The sequence below is a fragment of the Enterobacter sp. CPE_E890 genome, assembly GCF_046521475.1.
Classification (GTDB): Bacteria; Pseudomonadota; Gammaproteobacteria; order Enterobacterales; family Enterobacteriaceae; genus Enterobacter; species Enterobacter adelaidei.
In genome coordinates this window covers 3431743-3448806 of sequence record NZ_JBKFZW010000001.1, presented here as the reverse complement: position 1 = coordinate 3448806, position 17064 = coordinate 3431743, and the positions used below count along the sequence as shown (strand labels likewise).

The 17064-nt window shown below is 52.5% G+C and carries 25 protein-coding genes; all 25 read left to right on the top strand.

The features are described from left to right. Nucleotides 1-126: 126 nt before the first annotated feature. The 25 genes from ACLHV9_RS16910 (at nt 127) to ACLHV9_RS16790 (ending at nt 17010) form a co-directional block, all read left to right on the top strand. Nucleotides 127-402 (top strand): NUMOD4 domain-containing protein, encoded by a 276-nt coding sequence (locus tag ACLHV9_RS16910; protein WP_047352683.1) that lies wholly within the window; start codon nt 127-129, stop codon nt 400-402. Beyond that, on the top strand, nt 395-1927 hold the full coding sequence (locus tag ACLHV9_RS16905) for a DEAD/DEAH box helicase family protein (RefSeq protein WP_407220875.1): 1533 nt from the start codon (nt 395-397) through the stop codon (nt 1925-1927). The genes ACLHV9_RS16910 and ACLHV9_RS16905 overlap by 8 nt, the downstream gene beginning before the upstream one ends. After that, nucleotides 1924-2895 carry a toprim domain-containing protein gene (locus tag ACLHV9_RS16900; RefSeq protein WP_048206686.1) on the top strand — a complete coding sequence of 324 codons (972 nt, stop codon included), beginning with the start codon at nt 1924-1926 and terminating at the stop codon, nt 2893-2895. The genes ACLHV9_RS16905 and ACLHV9_RS16900 overlap by 4 nt, the downstream gene beginning before the upstream one ends. Continuing rightward, on the top strand, nt 2865-3509 hold the full coding sequence (locus tag ACLHV9_RS16895; RefSeq protein ID WP_150325129.1) for a recombination protein NinG: 645 nt from the start codon (nt 2865-2867) through the stop codon (nt 3507-3509). The genes ACLHV9_RS16900 and ACLHV9_RS16895 overlap by 31 nt, the downstream gene beginning before the upstream one ends. Then, nucleotides 3506-4150 (top strand): MT-A70 family methyltransferase, encoded by a 645-nt coding sequence (locus tag ACLHV9_RS16890; RefSeq protein ID WP_048206688.1) that lies wholly within the window; start codon nt 3506-3508, stop codon nt 4148-4150. The genes ACLHV9_RS16895 and ACLHV9_RS16890 overlap by 4 nt, the downstream gene beginning before the upstream one ends. Then, the gene (locus ACLHV9_RS16885) at nt 4143-4721 is read left to right on the top strand and encodes a DUF1133 family protein (protein WP_407220874.1); all 579 of its coding nucleotides are present in this window, start codon (nt 4143-4145) and stop codon (nt 4719-4721) included. Before ACLHV9_RS16890 ends, ACLHV9_RS16885 begins: the two co-directional genes overlap by 8 nt. Nucleotides 4722-4875: 154 nt before the next feature. After that, nucleotides 4876-5271 (top strand): phage holin family protein, encoded by a 396-nt coding sequence (locus tag ACLHV9_RS16880; protein WP_407220873.1) that lies wholly within the window; start codon nt 4876-4878, stop codon nt 5269-5271. After that, nucleotides 5258-5539, top strand: coding sequence for a phage holin family protein (locus ACLHV9_RS16875; RefSeq protein WP_194400461.1), 282 nt, complete (start codon nt 5258-5260; stop codon nt 5537-5539). Before ACLHV9_RS16880 ends, ACLHV9_RS16875 begins: the two co-directional genes overlap by 14 nt. Beyond that, the gene (locus tag ACLHV9_RS16870) at nt 5539-6165 is read left to right on the top strand and encodes a glycoside hydrolase family 19 protein (RefSeq protein ID WP_128348805.1); all 627 of its coding nucleotides are present in this window, start codon (nt 5539-5541) and stop codon (nt 6163-6165) included. Before ACLHV9_RS16875 ends, ACLHV9_RS16870 begins: the two co-directional genes overlap by 1 nt. Before the next feature lie 7 nt (nt 6166-6172). Next, a complete protein-coding gene (locus ACLHV9_RS16865; protein ID WP_128348804.1) occupies nt 6173-6442 on the top strand; it encodes a hypothetical protein in 270 nt (89 codons plus the stop codon). Between the two features lie 180 nt (nt 6443-6622). Further along, complete coding sequence (locus ACLHV9_RS16860) at nt 6623-6847, top strand: hypothetical protein (protein WP_045345419.1); 225 nt, start codon at nt 6623-6625, stop codon at nt 6845-6847. 227 nt (nt 6848-7074) lie between these two features. Beyond that, the gene (locus ACLHV9_RS16855; protein WP_407220872.1) at nt 7075-7425 is read left to right on the top strand and encodes a hypothetical protein; all 351 of its coding nucleotides are present in this window, start codon (nt 7075-7077) and stop codon (nt 7423-7425) included. Nucleotides 7426-7634: 209 nt separating this feature from the next. Beyond that, complete coding sequence (locus ACLHV9_RS16850) at nt 7635-9092, top strand: glycosyltransferase family 2 protein (RefSeq protein WP_407220871.1); 1458 nt, start codon at nt 7635-7637, stop codon at nt 9090-9092. After that, nucleotides 9074-9664, top strand: coding sequence for a hypothetical protein (locus ACLHV9_RS16845; RefSeq protein WP_407220870.1), 591 nt, complete (start codon nt 9074-9076; stop codon nt 9662-9664). Before ACLHV9_RS16850 ends, ACLHV9_RS16845 begins: the two co-directional genes overlap by 19 nt. Further along, nucleotides 9661-10002 carry an HNH endonuclease signature motif containing protein gene (locus ACLHV9_RS16840; RefSeq protein WP_407220869.1) on the top strand — a complete coding sequence of 114 codons (342 nt, stop codon included), beginning with the start codon at nt 9661-9663 and terminating at the stop codon, nt 10000-10002. Before ACLHV9_RS16845 ends, ACLHV9_RS16840 begins: the two co-directional genes overlap by 4 nt. Then, a complete protein-coding gene (locus ACLHV9_RS16835) occupies nt 10002-10238 on the top strand; it encodes a hypothetical protein (RefSeq protein ID WP_022648757.1) in 237 nt (78 codons plus the stop codon). The genes ACLHV9_RS16840 and ACLHV9_RS16835 overlap by 1 nt, the downstream gene beginning before the upstream one ends. Nucleotides 10239-10387: 149 nt before the next feature. Next, nucleotides 10388-10873, top strand: a complete 486-nt coding sequence (locus ACLHV9_RS16830) for a hypothetical protein (protein ID WP_045407331.1) — start codon at nt 10388-10390, stop codon at nt 10871-10873. A 6-nt stretch (nt 10874-10879) separates the two neighbouring features. Beyond that, nucleotides 10880-12394 carry a terminase large subunit gene (locus ACLHV9_RS16825; RefSeq protein WP_407220868.1) on the top strand — a complete coding sequence of 505 codons (1515 nt, stop codon included), beginning with the start codon at nt 10880-10882 and terminating at the stop codon, nt 12392-12394. Further along, nucleotides 12394-13668: a phage portal protein gene (locus ACLHV9_RS16820; protein WP_407220867.1), complete on the top strand. Its 1275-nt coding sequence runs from the start codon at nt 12394-12396 to the stop codon at nt 13666-13668. Before ACLHV9_RS16825 ends, ACLHV9_RS16820 begins: the two co-directional genes overlap by 1 nt. Before the next feature lie 16 nt (nt 13669-13684). Further along, nucleotides 13685-14362 (top strand): HK97 family phage prohead protease, encoded by a 678-nt coding sequence (locus ACLHV9_RS16815; RefSeq protein ID WP_058651211.1) that lies wholly within the window; start codon nt 13685-13687, stop codon nt 14360-14362. A 2-nt stretch (nt 14363-14364) separates the two neighbouring features. Beyond that, nucleotides 14365-15522 carry a phage major capsid protein gene (locus ACLHV9_RS16810; protein ID WP_248200541.1) on the top strand — a complete coding sequence of 386 codons (1158 nt, stop codon included), beginning with the start codon at nt 14365-14367 and terminating at the stop codon, nt 15520-15522. A gap of 33 nt (nt 15523-15555) precedes the next feature. Further along, nucleotides 15556-15882 (top strand): head-tail connector protein, encoded by a 327-nt coding sequence (locus tag ACLHV9_RS16805; protein WP_080396471.1) that lies wholly within the window; start codon nt 15556-15558, stop codon nt 15880-15882. Beyond that, nucleotides 15882-16220: a phage head closure protein gene (locus ACLHV9_RS16800; protein ID WP_016042205.1), complete on the top strand. Its 339-nt coding sequence runs from the start codon at nt 15882-15884 to the stop codon at nt 16218-16220. Before ACLHV9_RS16805 ends, ACLHV9_RS16800 begins: the two co-directional genes overlap by 1 nt. Continuing rightward, the gene (locus ACLHV9_RS16795) at nt 16217-16666 is read left to right on the top strand and encodes an HK97-gp10 family putative phage morphogenesis protein (protein ID WP_163373930.1); all 450 of its coding nucleotides are present in this window, start codon (nt 16217-16219) and stop codon (nt 16664-16666) included. The genes ACLHV9_RS16800 and ACLHV9_RS16795 overlap by 4 nt, the downstream gene beginning before the upstream one ends. Beyond that, complete coding sequence (locus ACLHV9_RS16790; RefSeq protein ID WP_407220866.1) at nt 16663-17010, top strand: DUF3168 domain-containing protein; 348 nt, start codon at nt 16663-16665, stop codon at nt 17008-17010. The genes ACLHV9_RS16795 and ACLHV9_RS16790 overlap by 4 nt, the downstream gene beginning before the upstream one ends. Nucleotides 17011-17064: the final 54 nt, after the last annotated feature.

Here is a 17064-nt window from a genome sequence, read left to right as displayed (position 1 = left end):
TTGGGTTTTAGCCCGAAGGGCTGGAACAGCTTTACCAGAAGAGATCGATCTAACAGATAGATCACTGTATGGGGTTAAAACGTCGCTTGGAAATCTGGACGTTTAGCCATCCAAAAGGAGATTTAAATGATTTATTCAGAAGCTAACGAAAAATGGGCCCCAGTCCCAGTAGAGCTTTATTCCAAAGCTTATGAAGTCAGCAATTTTGGCCGGGTGCGCAGCATTCCCCGTCTGGCTAATTCTGAATATTTTATCCGCCACATCCACGGCGGCTTTCTCAAAGGTCGTATGCGTAAAGACGGGACCAAAACCGTTGTGCTTTCGGTACAGCGTCAGCGTCAAAAGTTTGTGATCGCCGATCTGGTTGCGAAAGCATTTGGGGAGGTATCAGCCAATGCTTAACATCCAGCCGCGTGAGAAACAGATCGTCGCACTCAACATGCTGCGCAGCGCATGGAAGAAAAATAATTCTTTCATGCTCTATGCACCTGTTGGTTTTGGTAAAACTGCCATTGCAGCGCTGATCACTGACGGATTTGTAAGTCGTCAGATGCGTGTAATGTTTGTTGCGCCTTACACCGTTCTGCTGGACCAAACAGCAACGCGTTTCATGGAATATGGCCTTCCTGGCGAAGAGATCAGTTATGTCTGGCGTGATCATCCGTCGTACAACCCAAACGCGCTCATTCAGATTGCGAGCGCTGATACGCTTATTCGACGTGAATTTCCTGACAATATCGAACTGCTGATCGTTGATGAAGCACACCTGAAGCGCAAAAAGCTTCTGGAAGTTATCGACAACCTAACCCGTAACACTTCAACGAAGGTGATCGGCCTTTCTGGAACACCTTTCGCTAAATTCTTGGGCAATTACTATCAGCGTCTGATTAAGCCAACGACGATGAAAGAGCTGATCGCTATTGGCGCTCTTAGTAAATATGAGTTTTACGCACCGTCACACCCCGATCTTTCAGGTGTTGAAACGTCCTATGTCGCTGGTTATGGGAGTGATTACAAAGAAGGCCAACTCAGTAAAGTTATGAGTGAAGCCAAACTGGTCGGCGACATCGTAAAAAACTGGCTTGAGAATGGAGAAGACCGGCCGACGATTTGTTTCTGCGTGGATGTTGCTCATGCGAACTATGTGACCATGGAATTTTCGCGTGCCGGTGTAGCGGTTGAAGTCATGACTGCCAGCACACCACACGACGAACGCCAGCTGACCATCCGCCGATTTGAGCAGGGTATTACCAAAATCATCATTAACGTTGGTGTACTAGTAGCCGGATTTGATAGCGACGTCCGCTGCATCATTTTTGCCCGTCCAACCAAAAGCGAAATGCGCTGGATTCAGACGCTGGGCCGTGGTTTACGTGCGGCCCCTGGCAAAGACTACTGCCTGATCTTCGATCACAGCGGGACGGTCAATAAACTTGGCTACCCCGATGATATTGAATATGACTATCTCCCGTCGTCTTCAGACGGAATGGAAGATGCCCCGCAGCGAGTTGTAAAAGCTGACGAGCCGGAAAAACTGCCGAAAGAGTGCAGTCAATGCCATTACGTAAAACCTGCCGGAATTTACATCTGTCCGAAGTGTGGTTTTAAACCACTGGCTGGGGAAGACGTTGAAACCGATAAATCCCGTGGACTGACGAAGGTCAGCAAAGCGGAAGTCAAATTCACCAGTGAGCAGAAGCAATCCTGGTGGTCACAGATTCTTTTTTATCAGCGCACCCGAGCAACGCAGGGCCGACCTGTAAGTGACGGTTGGTGTGCTCATACCTATCGACAGAAATTCGGTGTCTGGCCGCGCGGACTTCACCACACGCCAAAAGAGATCACACCTGAAGTCAGCAATTACATCAAATCCAAGCAAATCGCCTTTGCAAAAGGCAAAAACAAACAGGGAGAGCAAGCCGCATGAATACCAAACAAGCCGCCATTGGCCGCTGGTCTGAAATTTTCGAGTATTACGGCCTGCCTGGCATTACTGGTAAAAATCATTTCAAGGGAGAGTGTCCGTTATGCGGTCGCAAGGGCAAATTCCGGTGTGACAACAAGAACGGCACCGGGTCATTCATTTGTGTATGTGGTTCCGGCGACGGATGGACCCTGCTGACTGGCGCAACGGGCAAAGAGTTTAAGGTTCTCGCTTCGGAAGTGGACAAGCTTATCGGCAATGAGTACACCGCTGCTCGCTCTGCTGCAAATCCCGTGCGTACATCTCTGGCGCAACAGCGAGAAAGGGTGAGCCGTAAGTTTGCAAAGCTAATTCCGTTACGAGGTACCAACGCTGACAGATATCTGAAAGGCAGGGGAATAAATACGCTTCCTGCTGAAAGCATCAGGTTCTGCGATACGCAGCCAGTCGACGGGAAAAACCTTCAGGCCATCTATGCCCTGGCTACTGATGACCGTGGCGAGCTGTGTTATCTGCACCGCACCCTCCTGGACGGCGACAAGAAAGCAAACACAGGCGGCGCATCTAAAAAGATGATGAAGCTGCAGGAGGATAGTTACCTGGAGTTTGCTAAATCCGTTGCAATTCGCATGTTCCCTACAGCCTCAACGCTTGGCATCGCTGAAGGTATCGAAACCGCGCTGGCGTGCCATCAGATCACCAAATGCAACACCTGGGCAACGATGAACACTGCTTTCATGAAGAAGTTCCGTGTTCCTGCAGGGGTAAAGAATCTCATTATTTTCGCAGACTCCGACGCGAACGGTGCCGGTCACGCAGCTGCATTCGAATGTGCAGCTGCAAACTTACACGCAAAGAACGATTTGGAAAGCGTCTCGGTTCGTTGGCCTGCACAGGGTGACTTTAACGATCTGCTTCTGAATGGTTCAGAAGTATTCGAATGGGTATTTCACAGAGGGATGAAGCAGTGAAGAAACCAGTTAAAACAAAACTGAAGGTTTACAAACCGAAAAAATGCGCTCACTGCGGGGAGACCTTCACACCAGATCGTGACCTGCAAAATGTCTGCGGTCCTCTGTGCGCTATAGGTCACAACCGTGCGCTCAAAGCCAAAAAGGCAGAGGCCGAAAGAAAGGACAAGCTGAAGATGCGCAAAAAAGCGCTGCAGCCTCGGGGTTATTTTCTTAAGAAGGCTCAGACAGCATTCAATGCATTCATCCGCGAGCGTGACGTGGGCAAAGCTTGCCCATCCTGCGGGGAATATCACCCGCCGATGATCTTTGGCGGTCAATGGGATTGTGGTCACTTCATGAGTGTAGGCGCTCGTCCTGAACTTCGGTTCGAAGAGAAAAATGCCTATCGACAATGCAAGGCCTGTAATGGTGGCGCTGGCCGGTTCACAGCAAAAAATAAGACGGTTCATGCCCGGTACCGAGAAACCTTAATTAATTGGTACGGGCTAGAGCTGGTGGAATGGCTGGAGGGGCCACACGAAGCGAAGAATTACTCAAAAGAAGACCTGGAAGAAATTGCGGCCAAATACCGCCGTAAAACTCGCGAGCTGAAAAACCGGAGCGCTGCATGAATTACCAACTGATCTACTGTGACCCACCCTGGGAATATGGCAACAAAATCAGTAACGGAGCTGCCTGTAATCATTACAGCACAATGAGCATGGAGGAACTTAAGCGTTTACCAATATGGTCACTGGCAGCTGAAAACGCTGTTTTGGCAATGTGGTACACCGGGACACACAACCGGGAAGCAGTAGAGCTGGCGGAATCCTGGGGTTTCCGTGTCAGAACGATGAAAGGGTTTACGTGGGTGAAGCTGAATCAAAATGCCGCTGATCGCTTCAATAAGGCATTGAACACCGGAGAGCTGGTGGACTTTAACGATCTGCTGGAAATGCTGGACCGTGAAACCCGCATGAATGGCGGGAACCATACGCGCAGCAATACAGAAGATGTATTGATTGCAACCCGAGGCGCAGGATTAACCCGCGTCAGCGCATCGGTAAAACAGGTTGTTCATACCTGCCTTGGCGAACATAGCGCGAAGCCGTGGGAAGTAAGGAACCGACTGGAAAAACTTTACGGAGAAGTGAAAAGAATCGAAATATTCGCTCGGGAAGAATGGAAAGGATGGGACCGCTGGGGAAACGAATGCACCAACAGCATTGAAATTATTACAGGACAGATAAAAGAGGTGAACGCCAATGATTAATCCATCTGAAGTTGGGAAAAAAGGCGAAATGATTCGCCTCAGGACTCTCGAAAGTCTCTGGATTCAGGGCAAGCTTCGCATGTGGGGGCGATGGTCTTATATCGGCGGTGTTTCTGGCGGAAATATGTTTAACCAACTGCTCGCGGCAGGGAAAGTTACAAAGACCGCCATCAATGATGCCCTGCGCCGCATGAAAAAAGCCGGTATCAAGAAGCCAGAACTGGAAGCATTCTTCAAAGAGTTACTCGAAAGCAAACATAAAAGTGGTCTGGCGTTCTGCACAGACGAAGAAGCTCTGATCGTTAACTCAGTGCTTTGCAAGGTGCTCATCCAGGCAGACCATAAAAATTTATATTGGTTAATTGAGGATCGTTACATTAAACGCCTCAGTAAAAAAGCGATGGCTCGCGACCTGAACAAAAAACATCCTGAGTGGTGCTTGCGTACTTGTGAGAGCCGAGTTGATGTCTGGCTAAATCTTGCAGAATCGATGCTTTACGCACCAATGTGTGACGCATTCGGAACAAATGACGACAAATTTAGCTTGAAAGTTTGCGCGCAAAGTGCTTAAATTGTGTTATGCTCGGGACGTTAAAGCGAACTGAGCAACAGAACAAAACATAAACCCGCCACTGCTGCGGGTTTTTTATTTTAAGGGCTGCCTTTGGGCGGCCTTTTTATTTCCCCTCGTTCTGAGAGGACTCACGGCAATAAGAGGGGGCTAAATGTCCGATCCTGTTTCTGGCACTACGGTAGCGGCTGGTGGTCTGATGGGGGCCAGCATGTTCGGCCTGGTAACCGGCATTGATTATGGTGTGGTGTTTGGCGCATTCGCTGGTGCAGTGTTCTATGTCGCTACGGCGGTTAATATCAGCCGCCTTAAGCTGGTGGGCTACTTCATCACCTCATTCATCTTCGGCGTTATTGGCGCTCCACTTCTTGGCTCTTACTTCTCCAAATGGACGGGGTATAGCGACAGGCCACTTGATGCGCTGGGCGCGGTAATCGTAGCCGCTATTGCGATTAAGCTGCTGACGTTCGTCAACAGCCAGGATTTGGGTAGCCTGTTTGGAATTCTCTCTCGTTTACGTGGAGGAGGGACCAGCAATGGTAACAAGTGATCCGAGTGCAATGGCGAATGCCCTCATCTGTGGGGTGATCGTCCTTGCTCTGATGTTCTACCAGCGCGGCGGGGCGAGACATCGCCCTTTGATATCGCTGATGGCTTATTTCACGGTGTTGGTATACGCCAGCGTTCCTTTCCGTTACCTGTTCGGCTTGTACCATGAATCGCATTGGTTCGTGGTGCTGGTGAACGTCCTGATATGCGCCGCCGTTCTCTGGGCTCGGGGAAACGTAGCGCGCCTGGTTGATGCACTGAGGCACTAATGAACCAATCACAATTTCAAAAGGCGGCTGGGCTAAGCGCCGAGTTAGCTGCGCGCTGGTTTCAGCCAGTGAGTGATGCGATGACAGAGTTCGGCATCACCAAGCCGGTAGATCAGGCGATGTTTATTGCTCAGGTAGGGCATGAATCAGCTGGCTTCACTCTGCTGGTGGAGAGCTTCAATTACCGCATTGCAGCACTCGTGAATTTCATCCGTGCCGGACGACTCACAGCAGACCAGGCAAACGCGCTTGGACGTCGCCCGCAAGAGCGGGTATTACCCATTGAGCGCCAGCGAGCTATCGCTAACCTGGTATACAGCAAACGCATGGGGAACAACGCACCCGGTGACGGCTGGTTATACCGTGGGCGTGGACTTATCCAGGTTACTGGCCTCAACAACTACCGTGATTGCGGGAATGGGCTGAAGGTTGATTTGGTTAAGCAGCCTGAGCTATTAGCCGAAGACGTTTATGCAGCCAGAAGCGCGGCGTGGTTTTTCGCCACTAAGGGATGCTTGAAGTATTCTGGCGACGTACTGCAGGTGACGAAGATTATCAACGGCGGAACGAACGGACTTGAAGATCGTCGCGCTAGGTTCGGTCAGGCAAAAACGGTACTGGTGTGAGGTTGATATGGGATTAGAAACAATCGTTGGTATTGCTGCCCTGATAATGGCGGCCATCGCTGGTGCTTTTGGTATTGGTCATTCACGCGGCACCAGCAAAGCGGAAGCGAAAGCCGACCAGCAGCGCACCGAAGATAACGCAGCGGCAACGGTCGCAGCAGCAGAACGCCGGGTAGAGACAACGAAAGAGGCCAGCAATGTACAGCAGACTGTTAACCGCATGCCTGATGACGATATTGATCGCGAGCTGCGCACAAACTGGACCCGTAAGGGTTGAGGTAGTCGACACGGCTTGCGACTGGGTTAAACCCATCTACGGAACGGATCACGATTGGGATGTACTGGAGCGTCAGACGAAGAAAGACATTCTGGCGCATAACAAAGCGTGGCAGGCTAACTGCCAGAAACAAACCAGCGCCTCGCAATAGCGGGGCTTTTTACTATCCGAGGAAACCCCATGACCGTTCGCGCTAAATTCCGCTGCCACTTTATTCAGAAAGCAGATGGCGATTCACACCGTACAATTCACATGAGCCCCGTGACCGCTGACACAGAAGAAAACAAGTCATGGTCAAAGTACACGCCTGGCGGCCAATTGCAGCTGGTTGTCTCGAACCCGGCTGCATTCGAACAGTTTGAGCAGGGCAAAGAGTACTTCATCGATATTCAACCAGCGCAGTAACCATTACAAAGCTCATCTGCGGGTGGGCTTGATAATGGTTATCCCAACAAGCGGATAAGGCAACCATTATCCCCTAAACGGTACAAATCGGCCTCGCACCTGCGGGGCTTTTTAATGCGCATCGCACGCGCACATCAAAGAAAGTCTTTCAGCTGTGAGCCTGGGCAAACCGTTAACTTTCGGCGGCTTTGCCGTGCGACAGGCTCACGCCTAAAAGGAAATAAATCATGGGTCAGAAAATTATTACGTTGTCCGGCGCGGCGACGGATGTTCTGTATGCGCTGTTTTTCCGTGGCGCGCTTCAGTCTGGTGACCTGCCAGCTAAATCTGGTGCTGCTGAGCTTCTGGAGCTGGGATTCGCTGAGACACGCCATACCGCGACGGAGTATCAAAAGGAAAATTATTTCACCTTCCTAACCGCTGAAGGGCAGGGGTTTGCCATTAAGCACCTGGCAGATACGCGCTTTGGTGTTCCTGCTGGTGGTTATATCGGCAGCCCTGTAGTTGCGGAAGCAGACATCCGTGGTTGCTGCCCAATTGAAGGCTATAAATGGGGCTGGTTTGTCGATAAATCCTGACAAGCGTATATCCATAAGGCGCTGATCGGCGATGGCATATTGTCTACGAGTTGTAACGTCAAGATTAATGCTGACGAAAAAGGAAAAGCGCCAGAGACAGCCTTACAGCAGACCATCAAAAAGGTTGTGGAAGAAACTGTGCAACAAGCAATGCAGCCAGGCGGCACGATCTGGCATTCCCTACGGCGCGGAATCTGACGGGAGGTAATATGCAGGTCACTATTGATGGTGTCCCATACGCTCCCGCCAGTGCAGTTTCATCGCGGATTGGCATTGCCATTTCGACGCATCAGCGCGCAGACGTTTTAAAACGTTCACTCGAACAGCACATGAGGCACCTGCCAGCCGGCGCTCTGGTGGTGGTAGTCGATGATGGTTCAAAACCTGCAGCGGTAGTGCCCGACGGCGTGCAGTTGCTTCGCAATGAAACATCACTCGGCATTGTTGCTTCGAAGAACGCCAGCCTGTCAGTCCTGATGGATGCCGGGTGCGAGCATCTGTTTTTATGGGATGACGACGCCTGGCCTATCGCCGACAACTGGCACCTGCCGTATATCGAATCTCCAGAGCCGCACCTGGCTTATCAGTTTCTCGATCTGGCTGGCCCGCGAAAGATTAACGATATGACCGTTCTGTACCGGGATGATAAGCATATTGCTTATACTGGGCAGCGCGGAGTGATGTTGTACTACCACCGCAGCGCCATCGAGAAGGTAGGCGGATTCGATCCGGTTTATGGTCGCGGCATGTACGAACACAGCGACCTCGCTCTGCGCATCCATAACGCTGGCCTGACGACATGGGCTTACGCTGATGTTGTAGGTTCAGAAAAGCTAATTCATTCTCTTGATGAGCATGAGGCCGTAGAGCGTTCGGTACCGAAACCTGACCGGCAGGCGCTGGTGGAACGTAACGTTAAAATCCACAACGAACGGCGTGATACCGGGTTTACCGGTTACGTGGAATATCGACGGCAGCGCGACGTGGTTATCACTACGCTACTGACCAGCCAGCCCGACCCCCAGCGCGGTACGAGAATGGTAGCCTCACCTGACATGTTGAGCGGGTGGGCAGCTTCGCTTCGACAGTGTGGCCGCATCGCGCTGGTGGATGAACTGCAGACGGCACCGGCAGACGTTGAGCTTTACCGCGTTCCTGACGTGAAGATGAATGTCTACTTCCGGCGCTGGTTACATATCTGGCAGCACCTGCGCGATCACCCTGAATACCGGTTTGTCTGGTGTACCGATGGTACCGATGTCGAAATGCTTCGCGCGCCGTGGGAAGAAATGCAGCCCGGAAAGGTTTATGTCGGATCTGAACCGAAGACCTACGCCGACACCTGGGCAAAGCAGAATCATCCTGAGCGTATCTATCAGGAATTTATTGAAGCGCACCGGGGCGATGTGATGCTTAACGCTGGTCTGTTGGGTGGCACCCGTGCTGATGTAATGGCGTTAGCTCACGGCATTATCCGTCTTTACTACCGGATCGAGAGTTATCGTTTCTGGAAGAAAGAACAGGCGGCCGTTGCTGTGGGGGACATGCTGGCGTTCGGTATCGTTGCACAGTCATTCGCTGACAGGCTGGTCACCGGCCCTCTGGTACACACGGTGTTCAAAACCGAGGGCATCGGTAAGGAGGTTGCATGGTTTCGCCACAAGTGAAGTTTGTTGTGGTTGGTCATCATTCCCGGATAGGGCATGCACAACGTCTTGCCACGATGTTGGATGCTCATCTGCTGATTGACGATGGTAACCATGGCGCGAACTGGAATCATCGACGCGCCCTTGAATGGGCTGCTGAGCAGCCTTGCCGGGTGGTGGTACTGGAAGACGACGCGCTGCCGGTACCCGGATTCAGCGAAATGATTACTGACTGGCTAACTCGCTTCCCTGACGACATGATGAGCTTTTATCTCGGTACCGGCCGACCGCCGCAGTATCAGAAAGAGATAGCCGGAATGTTGGTGGATGCGGATCGCGTCTGTGGTGACCACATCGTGTTGAGCAAGCTGATTCACGGCGTATGTTACAGCCCTCCTCAGGGCAGCCTGGCGCGCATGCTTAACGCATGGAATAAAACGTTGGCAGCTGATTACGCCGTCGGTGAGGCGTTCGGTGGCAGGGTAATTTATCCGTGTTACTCGCTGGTGGATCACGCTGACATCCCGACGGTTGAGCGTCACCCTGACAACGAGCCGAGGACGGAACGCCGCCGCGCATGGAGACTGGCATGAATAAAGAGCCCCGCGTATATGGCAGCCGATGGGATAAGGCCCGTCTGCGCTTCCTGCAGCAGCACCCACTATGTGTGATGTGCGAGCAGCAGGGGCGCATTACCCCGGCAACGGTGGTTGACCATATCGAGCCCCACAAACTCAAAGATGCGCTTAAGTCAGGTAACCCGCTGGCCATATCGAAAGCACAGCTCCTGTTCTGGAGTAAAGAGAACTGGCAGCCACTGTGCAAAGCACATCACGACTCAACGAAACAGAGAATGGAGAAGAGCGGCTCGGTAATAGGCTGTGATGCCAACGGCTACCCGCTCGATCCTGCGTCTCACTGGAGCACGTAATGAAAGACCTCATCATTGAATACCGCGACGGTAAGTTTGTTCAGCTGGCGATTGATGGCGTGGAGATGAAGCACGTAACGTCTATCCAGTTCTCCCACACCGTAGGCGAGAACGTACCGACACTGACCGTCTCAGGGCATGTGTGGTCCGAGTACGGGAAAGGCGATCAGAAACTCGAGCAGGTTGATAAACAGACGTCCTGGAATGATGAAGTGAAGCGGATAATGAATGAGTGAAATCATTTCAAATGCAATGAAATCAAATGAGAACGAATCGCATCAGGGCAGGGGGGGGATCAAATCTTCAAAACCTTTGCCCCAAATGACCGCCGCCAAAGTTTGATTTTAACGCTAACCCGATTTTTTTAGTTTTAAGGTGTTGACATATGGCAGATAAACGAACCCGTTCCGACAGTTCGGCGGCAGCGGTTCAGGCCATGAAAAATGCAGCAGTGGACACCATCGATCCTCCGTCCCATGCAGGTTTGGAGAAAAAAGCCGAACCATTCTGGCATGACAATATCAGATCGAAAGCTCTGGACAGCTGGACGCCAGCCGACCTTTTGGCCGCTGTAGAACTGGCAAATAATCAGCTCTATATCACCGTTTTACGCAAGGATTTGCGCAAAGAAGAGCGAATTCGCGGAGAGGGCCGCGACGAAGGGCTTATCAAAGACCTACGCAAGCAGATTGTTGAGCTGCAGCGAACTATTCTGGCTCAGCGCCGTGACCTCCAGATCCATTCCCACGCAACCAACGGCGAAAGCCGCGACCAGAAGAAACGCAATCAGAATGATCGTGATGCACGAAATACCAAAAACGAGCATCAGGACCAGGACGACAACCTGATCGCCTTTCCCAAGCACGGATAAAAGACTATGACGCGAGGTGAGCGTGTAATAGCGTTCATTGAGCGCTTTTGCATCGTGCCGGAAGGCAAGCTTATCGGCCAGCCAATGAGGCTGGACCCCTTTCAGAAAGAATTCATCCTGGCGGTTTACGACAATCCAGCCGGAACGGATATGGCGATCCTCAGCATCGCCCGAAAAAACGGTAAAACAGGCTTAATCGCCGGAATCCTGCTGGCTCACCTGGTAGGGCCTGAAGCGGTACAGAACACGCAGATTGTCAGCGGTGCACTTAGCCGGGAGCAGGCGGCCATCGTTTTTAACCTCGCGGTGAAGATGGTTAACCTGAACCCTAAGCTGCAGGAGATAGTACACATTACGCCGAGCGGCAAAAAGCTGATCGGCCTGCCCTGTAACGTCGAATACAAGGCTTTATCCGCAGAAGGTAAGACGACGCACGGCCTTTCCCCCATTCTGGCCATTCTCGATGAAACCGGGCAGGTTAGGGGGCCGCAGGATGATTTTATAGATGCAATAACTACCGCGCAGGGGGCCCATGAAAACCCGCTGCTGATTGTTATCAGTACGCAGGCAGCAAACGATGCTGACCTGCTGAGCATCTGGATTGATGATGCTGTCAAATCGAAAGATCCGCACATCGTGTGCCACGTTTATGAAGCGCCAAAAGACGCTGATATCAGTAAACGCGAGTCCTGGCTTGCTGCGAACCCGGCGCTGGGAACATTCAGGTCAGAAAAAGACATGGCGCGCCAGGCTGAGAAAGCTGGCCGAATGCCAAGCTTCGAAAATACCTTCCGAAACCTCAACCTCAATCAGCGCGTGTCTACCGTATCGCCGTTTATCTCCCGCAGCGTGTGGGAGCTTTGCGGAGAGATGCCGATTAACACACCGAGGAAGTGGTACGCGGGGCTGGATCTGTCAGCCAGGAACGACTTAACGGCGCTGGTTATTGCTGGTGAAGCAGATGATGGTGTCTGGGATGTTTTCCCCTTCTTCTGGACACCGCAAAAGACTCTTGAAGAGCGAACCAAAACGGACCGCGCACCATATGACGTCTGGGTGAGAGAGGGGTTGCTGCGCACCACGCCAGGCGCTTCGGTGGATTACTCATTCGTCGTTGCGGATATCGCTGAAATTATCGGTGATTTCGACCTTACCTCGATGGCTTTTGACCGCTGGCGCATTGACCAGTTCAGGAAGGATGCCGATGCCATTGGGCTGAGCCTCCCGCTGGTCGAGTTCGGCCAGGGATTTAAGGATATGGGGCCAGCTGTAGACACGCTGGAGTCTCTGATGCTTAACGGGCGTGTGAGGCACGGCATGCACCCCGTATTAACGATGTGTGCTGTGAATGCGGTGGTGGTGAAAGATGCTGCTGGCAACCGCAAGCTCGATAAATCCAAAGCAACGGGCCGTATTGATGGCATGGTCGCAATGACAATGTCCCTTGGTGCTGCTAATGGGGAAGTTACCGAACCGGGTGGTAACTTCGACGACTTCATTTTCCGACCGCTGAGCATGTGATGGAAGAACCTAAATACACGATTGACCTGCGAACCAATAACGGCTGGTGGGCAAGGCTACAGTCCTGGTTTGTCGGCGGGCGTTTAGTCACCCCAAATCAGGGCTCACAGACGGGGCCTGTTTCGGCCCACGGACACCTGGGCGATTCATCCATTAACGATGAACGGATACTGCAAATTTCGACGGTTTGGCGCTGCGTGAGCCTGATTTCAACGCTCACGGCATGCTTACCGCTTGATGTCTTCGAAACTGACCAGAATGACAACCGTAAAAAAGTGGATTTGAGCAATCCGCTGGCGCGACTGCTGCGCTACTCACCGAATCAGTACATGACCGCCCAGGAATTCAGGGAGGCCATGACGATGCAGCTCTGTTTCTACGGTAACGCGTATGCACTGGTGGACCGCAACAGCGCAGGTGACGTGATCAGCCTTCTCCCGCTTCAGTCTGCCAATATGGATGTGAAACTCGTCGGAAAAAAAGTGGTTTATCGCTATCAACGCGACAGCGAATACGCCGACTTTTCGCAGAGAGAGATTTTTCACCTTAAAGGCTTCGGATTTACCGGGCTGGTCGGCCTGTCACCCATTGCTTTTGCCTGTAAATCGGCAGGTGTTGCAGTTGCGATGGAGGACCAGCAGCGAGATTTCTTTGCCAACGGCGCCAAGTCTCCGCAAATCCTCTCAACCGGCGAAAAAGTGCTGACTGAACAGCAGCGCTCGCAGGTTGAAGATAACTTCAAAGAGATCGCCGGCGGTCCGGTAAAAAAACGCCTCTGGATTCTGGAAGCGGGCTTTTCCACATCGGCAATTGGCGTAACGCCACAGGATGCCGAAATGATGGCGTCCCGAAAATTCCAGGTTAGCGAGCTGGCTCGGTTCTTTGGCGTACCGCCTCACCTTGTCGGCGATGTTGAGAAGTCAACGAGCTGGGGATCGGGCATCGAGCAGCAGAATCTCGGCTTCCTGCAGTACACCCTGCAGCCCTATATCTCCCGGTGGGAAAACAGCGTTCAGCGGTGGCTTATTCCTGCTAAGGATGTCGGCCGCATTCATGCTGAGCACAACCTCGACGGCCTGCTGAGGGGTGATTCGGCATCCCGCGCTGCCTTTATGAAGGCAATGGGAGAGGCAGGGCTACGCACCATCAACGAGATGCGACGAACAGACAACCTCCCGCCATTGCCGGGTGGGGATGTGGCAATGCGGCAGTCGCAATACGTGCCGATCACCGATTTAGGAACCAACAAAGAGCCCCGTAATAACGGGGCTTAATTTTATGGGGGCCGTAATGCCTGAGATCGTAAAAACGCTGTCCTTCGACGAGACAGAAATCAAATTCACCGGTGACGGTAAACAGGGGATTTTTGAAGGCTACGCCTCTGTTTTTAATAACACCGATTCCGATGGCGACATCATTCTGCCCGGGGCGTTTAAAAACGCACTGGCGAACCAGACCCGCAAAGTGGCGATGTTTTTCAACCATAAGACGTGGGAGCTGCCGGTTGGTAAATGGGACAGCCTGGCCGAAGACGAAAAAGGCCTTTATGTGCGCGGTCAACTTACCCCAGGGCATAGCGGCGCCGCCGACCTGAAAGCGGCAATGCAGCACGGTACGGTTGAAGGTATGTCGGTTGGCTTTTCCGTTGCGAAAGACGATTACACCATCATTCCAACAGGCCGCATTTTTAAGAATATCCAGGCTCTGCGCGAAATCAGCGTCTGCACTTTCCCCGCCAATGAACAGGCTGGCATCGCAGCCATGAAAAGTGTCGATGGCATTGAAACGATTCGTGATGTGGAGAACTGGCTGAGGGATTCAGTCGGGCTCACCAAATCACAGGCAGTTGGGTTAATAGCCCGGTTTAAGTCAGCGATTCGGAGCGAGTCCGAGGGCGACGGAAACGAAGCACAAATCAACGCTCTGCTTCAGAGCATTAAATCTTTCCCTTACAATTTAGGTAATTAATTATGTCTGAACTCGCTCTCATTCAAAAAGCAATCGAAGAATCCCAGCAGAAAATGACCCAGCTGTTCGATGCGCAGAAAGCTGAAATCGAAAGCACGGGCCAGGTTTCCAAACAGCTGCAGTCCGACCTGGCAAAAGTACAGGAAGAACTGTCCAAATCCGGTACACGCCTCTTCGATCTGGAACAGAAACTGGCTTCCGGTGCTGAAAATCCGGGTGAGAAGAAATCCTTCTCTGAACGTGCTGCTGAAGAGCTCATCAAGTCATGGGACGGTAAACAGGGCACCTTCGACGCGAAGACGTTTAACAAGTCTCTCGGCAGTGACGCTGATTCTGCTGGCTCACTGATCCAGCCGATGCAGATCCCTGGCATCATCATGCCGGGCCTGCGCCGTCTGACTATTCGTGACCTGCTGGCTCAGGGCCGAATTTCCAGCAACGCTCTCGAATACGTGCGTGAAGAGGTGTTTACCAATAACGCCGACGTAGTGGCAGAGAAGGCGCTTAAGCCAGAGTCGGATATCACCTTCAGCAAACAGACCGCGAACGTAAAGACCATCGCGCACTGGGTGCAGGCATCACGTCAGGTGATGGACGATGCGCCAATGCTGCAGTCCTACGTTAACAACCGCCTCATGTACGGTCTGGCACTGAAGGAAGAAGGTCAGCTGCTGAACGGCGACGGCACCGGGGATAACCTGGAAGGTCTGAACAAAGTGGCAACCGCCTACGACACCTCGCTGAATGCCACTGGCGACACCCGCGCTGACATTATCGCTCACGCTATTTACCAGGTGACAGAGTCTGAGTTTAGCGCTTCCGGTATCGTCCTGAACCCGCGCGACTGGCACAACATCGCGCTGCTGAAAGACAACGAAGGCCGCTATATCTTCGGTGGTCCTCAGGCGTTTACCAGCAACATCATGTGGGGCCTGCCAGTGGTTCCTACTAAGGCGCAGGCCGCAGGCACCTTTACGGTGGGCGGATTTGATATGGCCTCACAGGTGTGGGATCGCATGGATGCCACCGTGGAAGTCAGCCGTGAAGACCGCGATAACTTCGTGAAAAACATGCTGACCATCCTCTGTGAAGAGCGCCTGGCGCTGGCGCACTATCGCCCGACGGCAATCATCAAGGGCAGTTTCTCTTCTGGCTCATGATGGAGGGGGCGGGGAGACCCGCCCTTTTAACGTATGGCGATAGATGTTCTGGATGTAATTGGCCTCCGCCTGTTTAAGCAGCAGATTGAATTTGAGGAAGACGACAGGGACGAGCTGATTACCCTGTACGCTCAGGCAGCTTTTGACTACTGCATACGCTGGTGCGATGAACCAGCATGGAAAGTTGCAGCTGATATTCCTGCAGCCGTTAAGGGCGCCGTTCTCCTTGTCTTTGCTGACATGTTTGAACACCGCACCGCGCAAAGCGAAATACAGCTATATGAGAACGCTGCAGCAGAACGCATGATGTTCATCCATCGCAACTGGCGCGGTAAATCTGAACCTGAGGAGGGCTCCTGATGGAACCTGGACGATTCAGGCACCGGGTAAAAATTCTCACCTTCACGACTTCGCGCGATCCATCTGGTCAGCCGGTTGAATCGTGGACAGGTGGCAACCCGGTCCCGGCTGAGGTAAAGGGGATCAGCGGCAGAGAGCAGCTTTCAGGCGGCGCGGAAACGGCGCAGGCAACGATTCGCGTCTGGATGCGCTTCAGGTCAGAGCTGAATGCCTCTTCTCGTCTGGAAGTGCTCAGCGGCCCGTATAAAGGTCAGGTGCTAAATATCATCGGTCCTCCTGTAGCAAATGCGACTGGCACTCGCCTGGAAATTCTTTGCAAAACGGGAGCTGAAAAATGATTGAAACGAGCCTCGACTTTTCTGGTTTAAATGACATCGCAAAAGACCTTGAGGCGCTCAGCCGCGCTGAGAATAACAGGGTTCTGCGTGATGCCACGCGCGCCGGCGCCGAAGTGCTTAAGGAAGAAGTGATCGCCCGTGCACCGGTGCGCACCGGGAAACTGAAAAAAAACGTGGTGGTGGTGACCCAAAAAAGCCGCCGCCGCGGGGAAATTTCTTCCGGTGTCCACATTCGTGGTGTTAACCCGCGCACCGGAAACAGCGATAACACGATGAAGGCGAATAACCCGAGAAACGCCTTTTACTGGCGCTTTGTAGAGCTGGGCACTGCGAACATGCCTGCACATCCGTTTGTGCGACCCGCTTACGATACGCGCGAGGAAGAGGCCGCCAGCGTCGCCATTGCCAGGATGAATCAGGCTATTGATGAGGTATTGAGCAAGTGAATGAAGATAATATCTACGCCTTGCTTTCTCCCCTGGCAGAGGGGCGGGTATACCCCTATGTTGCGCCATTAGGTAGTGACGGGAAACCGTCTGTCTCTCCACCCTGGATTATCTTTTCCATCGTCGATGATGTTTCCGCTGACGTGCTGTGTGGCCAGGCAGAGAGCAGGGTTTCCGTTCAGGTCGATGTGTATTCCACAACGATCACTGAATCACGATCCCTGAGAGATTTGGTGCTCGCTTCGCTTGAGCCGTTAACCCCTACAGAGGTGCTAAAAATCCCCGGGTACGAGCCAGATTATCGGCTCTACCGTGCCACCCTGGATTTTAAAGTTACCCCCTGACAATTAATTCACCCACGAACCCGCCTGATGGCGGGTTTTCTTTTTCCAGGAGAC

Bases quoted from the DNA above. Each gene is read 5' to 3' on its own strand.
- ACLHV9_RS16910 (WP_047352683.1), top strand. From the start codon at position 127: ATGATTTATTCAGAAGCTAACGAAAAATGGGCCCCAGTCCCAGTAGAG.
- ACLHV9_RS16905 (WP_407220875.1), top strand. From the start codon at position 395: ATGCTTAACATCCAGCCGCGTGAGAAACAGATCGTCGCACTCAACATG.
- ACLHV9_RS16900 (WP_048206686.1), top strand. From the start codon at position 1,924: ATGAATACCAAACAAGCCGCCATTGGCCGCTGGTCTGAAATTTTCGAG.
- ACLHV9_RS16895 (WP_150325129.1), top strand. From the start codon at position 2,865: ATGGGTATTTCACAGAGGGATGAAGCAGTGAAGAAACCAGTTAAAACA.
- ACLHV9_RS16890 (WP_048206688.1), top strand. From the start codon at position 3,506: ATGAATTACCAACTGATCTACTGTGACCCACCCTGGGAATATGGCAAC.
- ACLHV9_RS16885 (WP_407220874.1), top strand. From the start codon at position 4,143: ATGATTAATCCATCTGAAGTTGGGAAAAAAGGCGAAATGATTCGCCTC.
- ACLHV9_RS16880 (WP_407220873.1), top strand. From the start codon at position 4,876: ATGTCCGATCCTGTTTCTGGCACTACGGTAGCGGCTGGTGGTCTGATG.
- ACLHV9_RS16875 (WP_194400461.1), top strand. From the start codon at position 5,258: ATGGTAACAAGTGATCCGAGTGCAATGGCGAATGCCCTCATCTGTGGG.
- ACLHV9_RS16870 (WP_128348805.1), top strand. From the start codon at position 5,539: ATGAACCAATCACAATTTCAAAAGGCGGCTGGGCTAAGCGCCGAGTTA.
- ACLHV9_RS16865 (WP_128348804.1), top strand. From the start codon at position 6,173: ATGGGATTAGAAACAATCGTTGGTATTGCTGCCCTGATAATGGCGGCC.
- ACLHV9_RS16860 (WP_045345419.1), top strand. From the start codon at position 6,623: ATGACCGTTCGCGCTAAATTCCGCTGCCACTTTATTCAGAAAGCAGAT.
- ACLHV9_RS16855 (WP_407220872.1), top strand. From the start codon at position 7,075: ATGGGTCAGAAAATTATTACGTTGTCCGGCGCGGCGACGGATGTTCTG.
- ACLHV9_RS16850 (WP_407220871.1), top strand. From the start codon at position 7,635: ATGCAGGTCACTATTGATGGTGTCCCATACGCTCCCGCCAGTGCAGTT.
- ACLHV9_RS16845 (WP_407220870.1), top strand. From the start codon at position 9,074: ATGGTTTCGCCACAAGTGAAGTTTGTTGTGGTTGGTCATCATTCCCGG.
- ACLHV9_RS16840 (WP_407220869.1), top strand. From the start codon at position 9,661: ATGAATAAAGAGCCCCGCGTATATGGCAGCCGATGGGATAAGGCCCGT.
- ACLHV9_RS16835 (WP_022648757.1), top strand. From the start codon at position 10,002: ATGAAAGACCTCATCATTGAATACCGCGACGGTAAGTTTGTTCAGCTG.
- ACLHV9_RS16830 (WP_045407331.1), top strand. From the start codon at position 10,388: ATGGCAGATAAACGAACCCGTTCCGACAGTTCGGCGGCAGCGGTTCAG.
- ACLHV9_RS16825 (WP_407220868.1), top strand. From the start codon at position 10,880: ATGACGCGAGGTGAGCGTGTAATAGCGTTCATTGAGCGCTTTTGCATC.
- ACLHV9_RS16820 (WP_407220867.1), top strand. From the start codon at position 12,394: ATGGAAGAACCTAAATACACGATTGACCTGCGAACCAATAACGGCTGG.
- ACLHV9_RS16815 (WP_058651211.1), top strand. From the start codon at position 13,685: ATGCCTGAGATCGTAAAAACGCTGTCCTTCGACGAGACAGAAATCAAA.
- ACLHV9_RS16810 (WP_248200541.1), top strand. From the start codon at position 14,365: ATGTCTGAACTCGCTCTCATTCAAAAAGCAATCGAAGAATCCCAGCAG.
- ACLHV9_RS16805 (WP_080396471.1), top strand. From the start codon at position 15,556: ATGGCGATAGATGTTCTGGATGTAATTGGCCTCCGCCTGTTTAAGCAG.
- ACLHV9_RS16800 (WP_016042205.1), top strand. From the start codon at position 15,882: ATGGAACCTGGACGATTCAGGCACCGGGTAAAAATTCTCACCTTCACG.
- ACLHV9_RS16795 (WP_163373930.1), top strand. From the start codon at position 16,217: ATGATTGAAACGAGCCTCGACTTTTCTGGTTTAAATGACATCGCAAAA.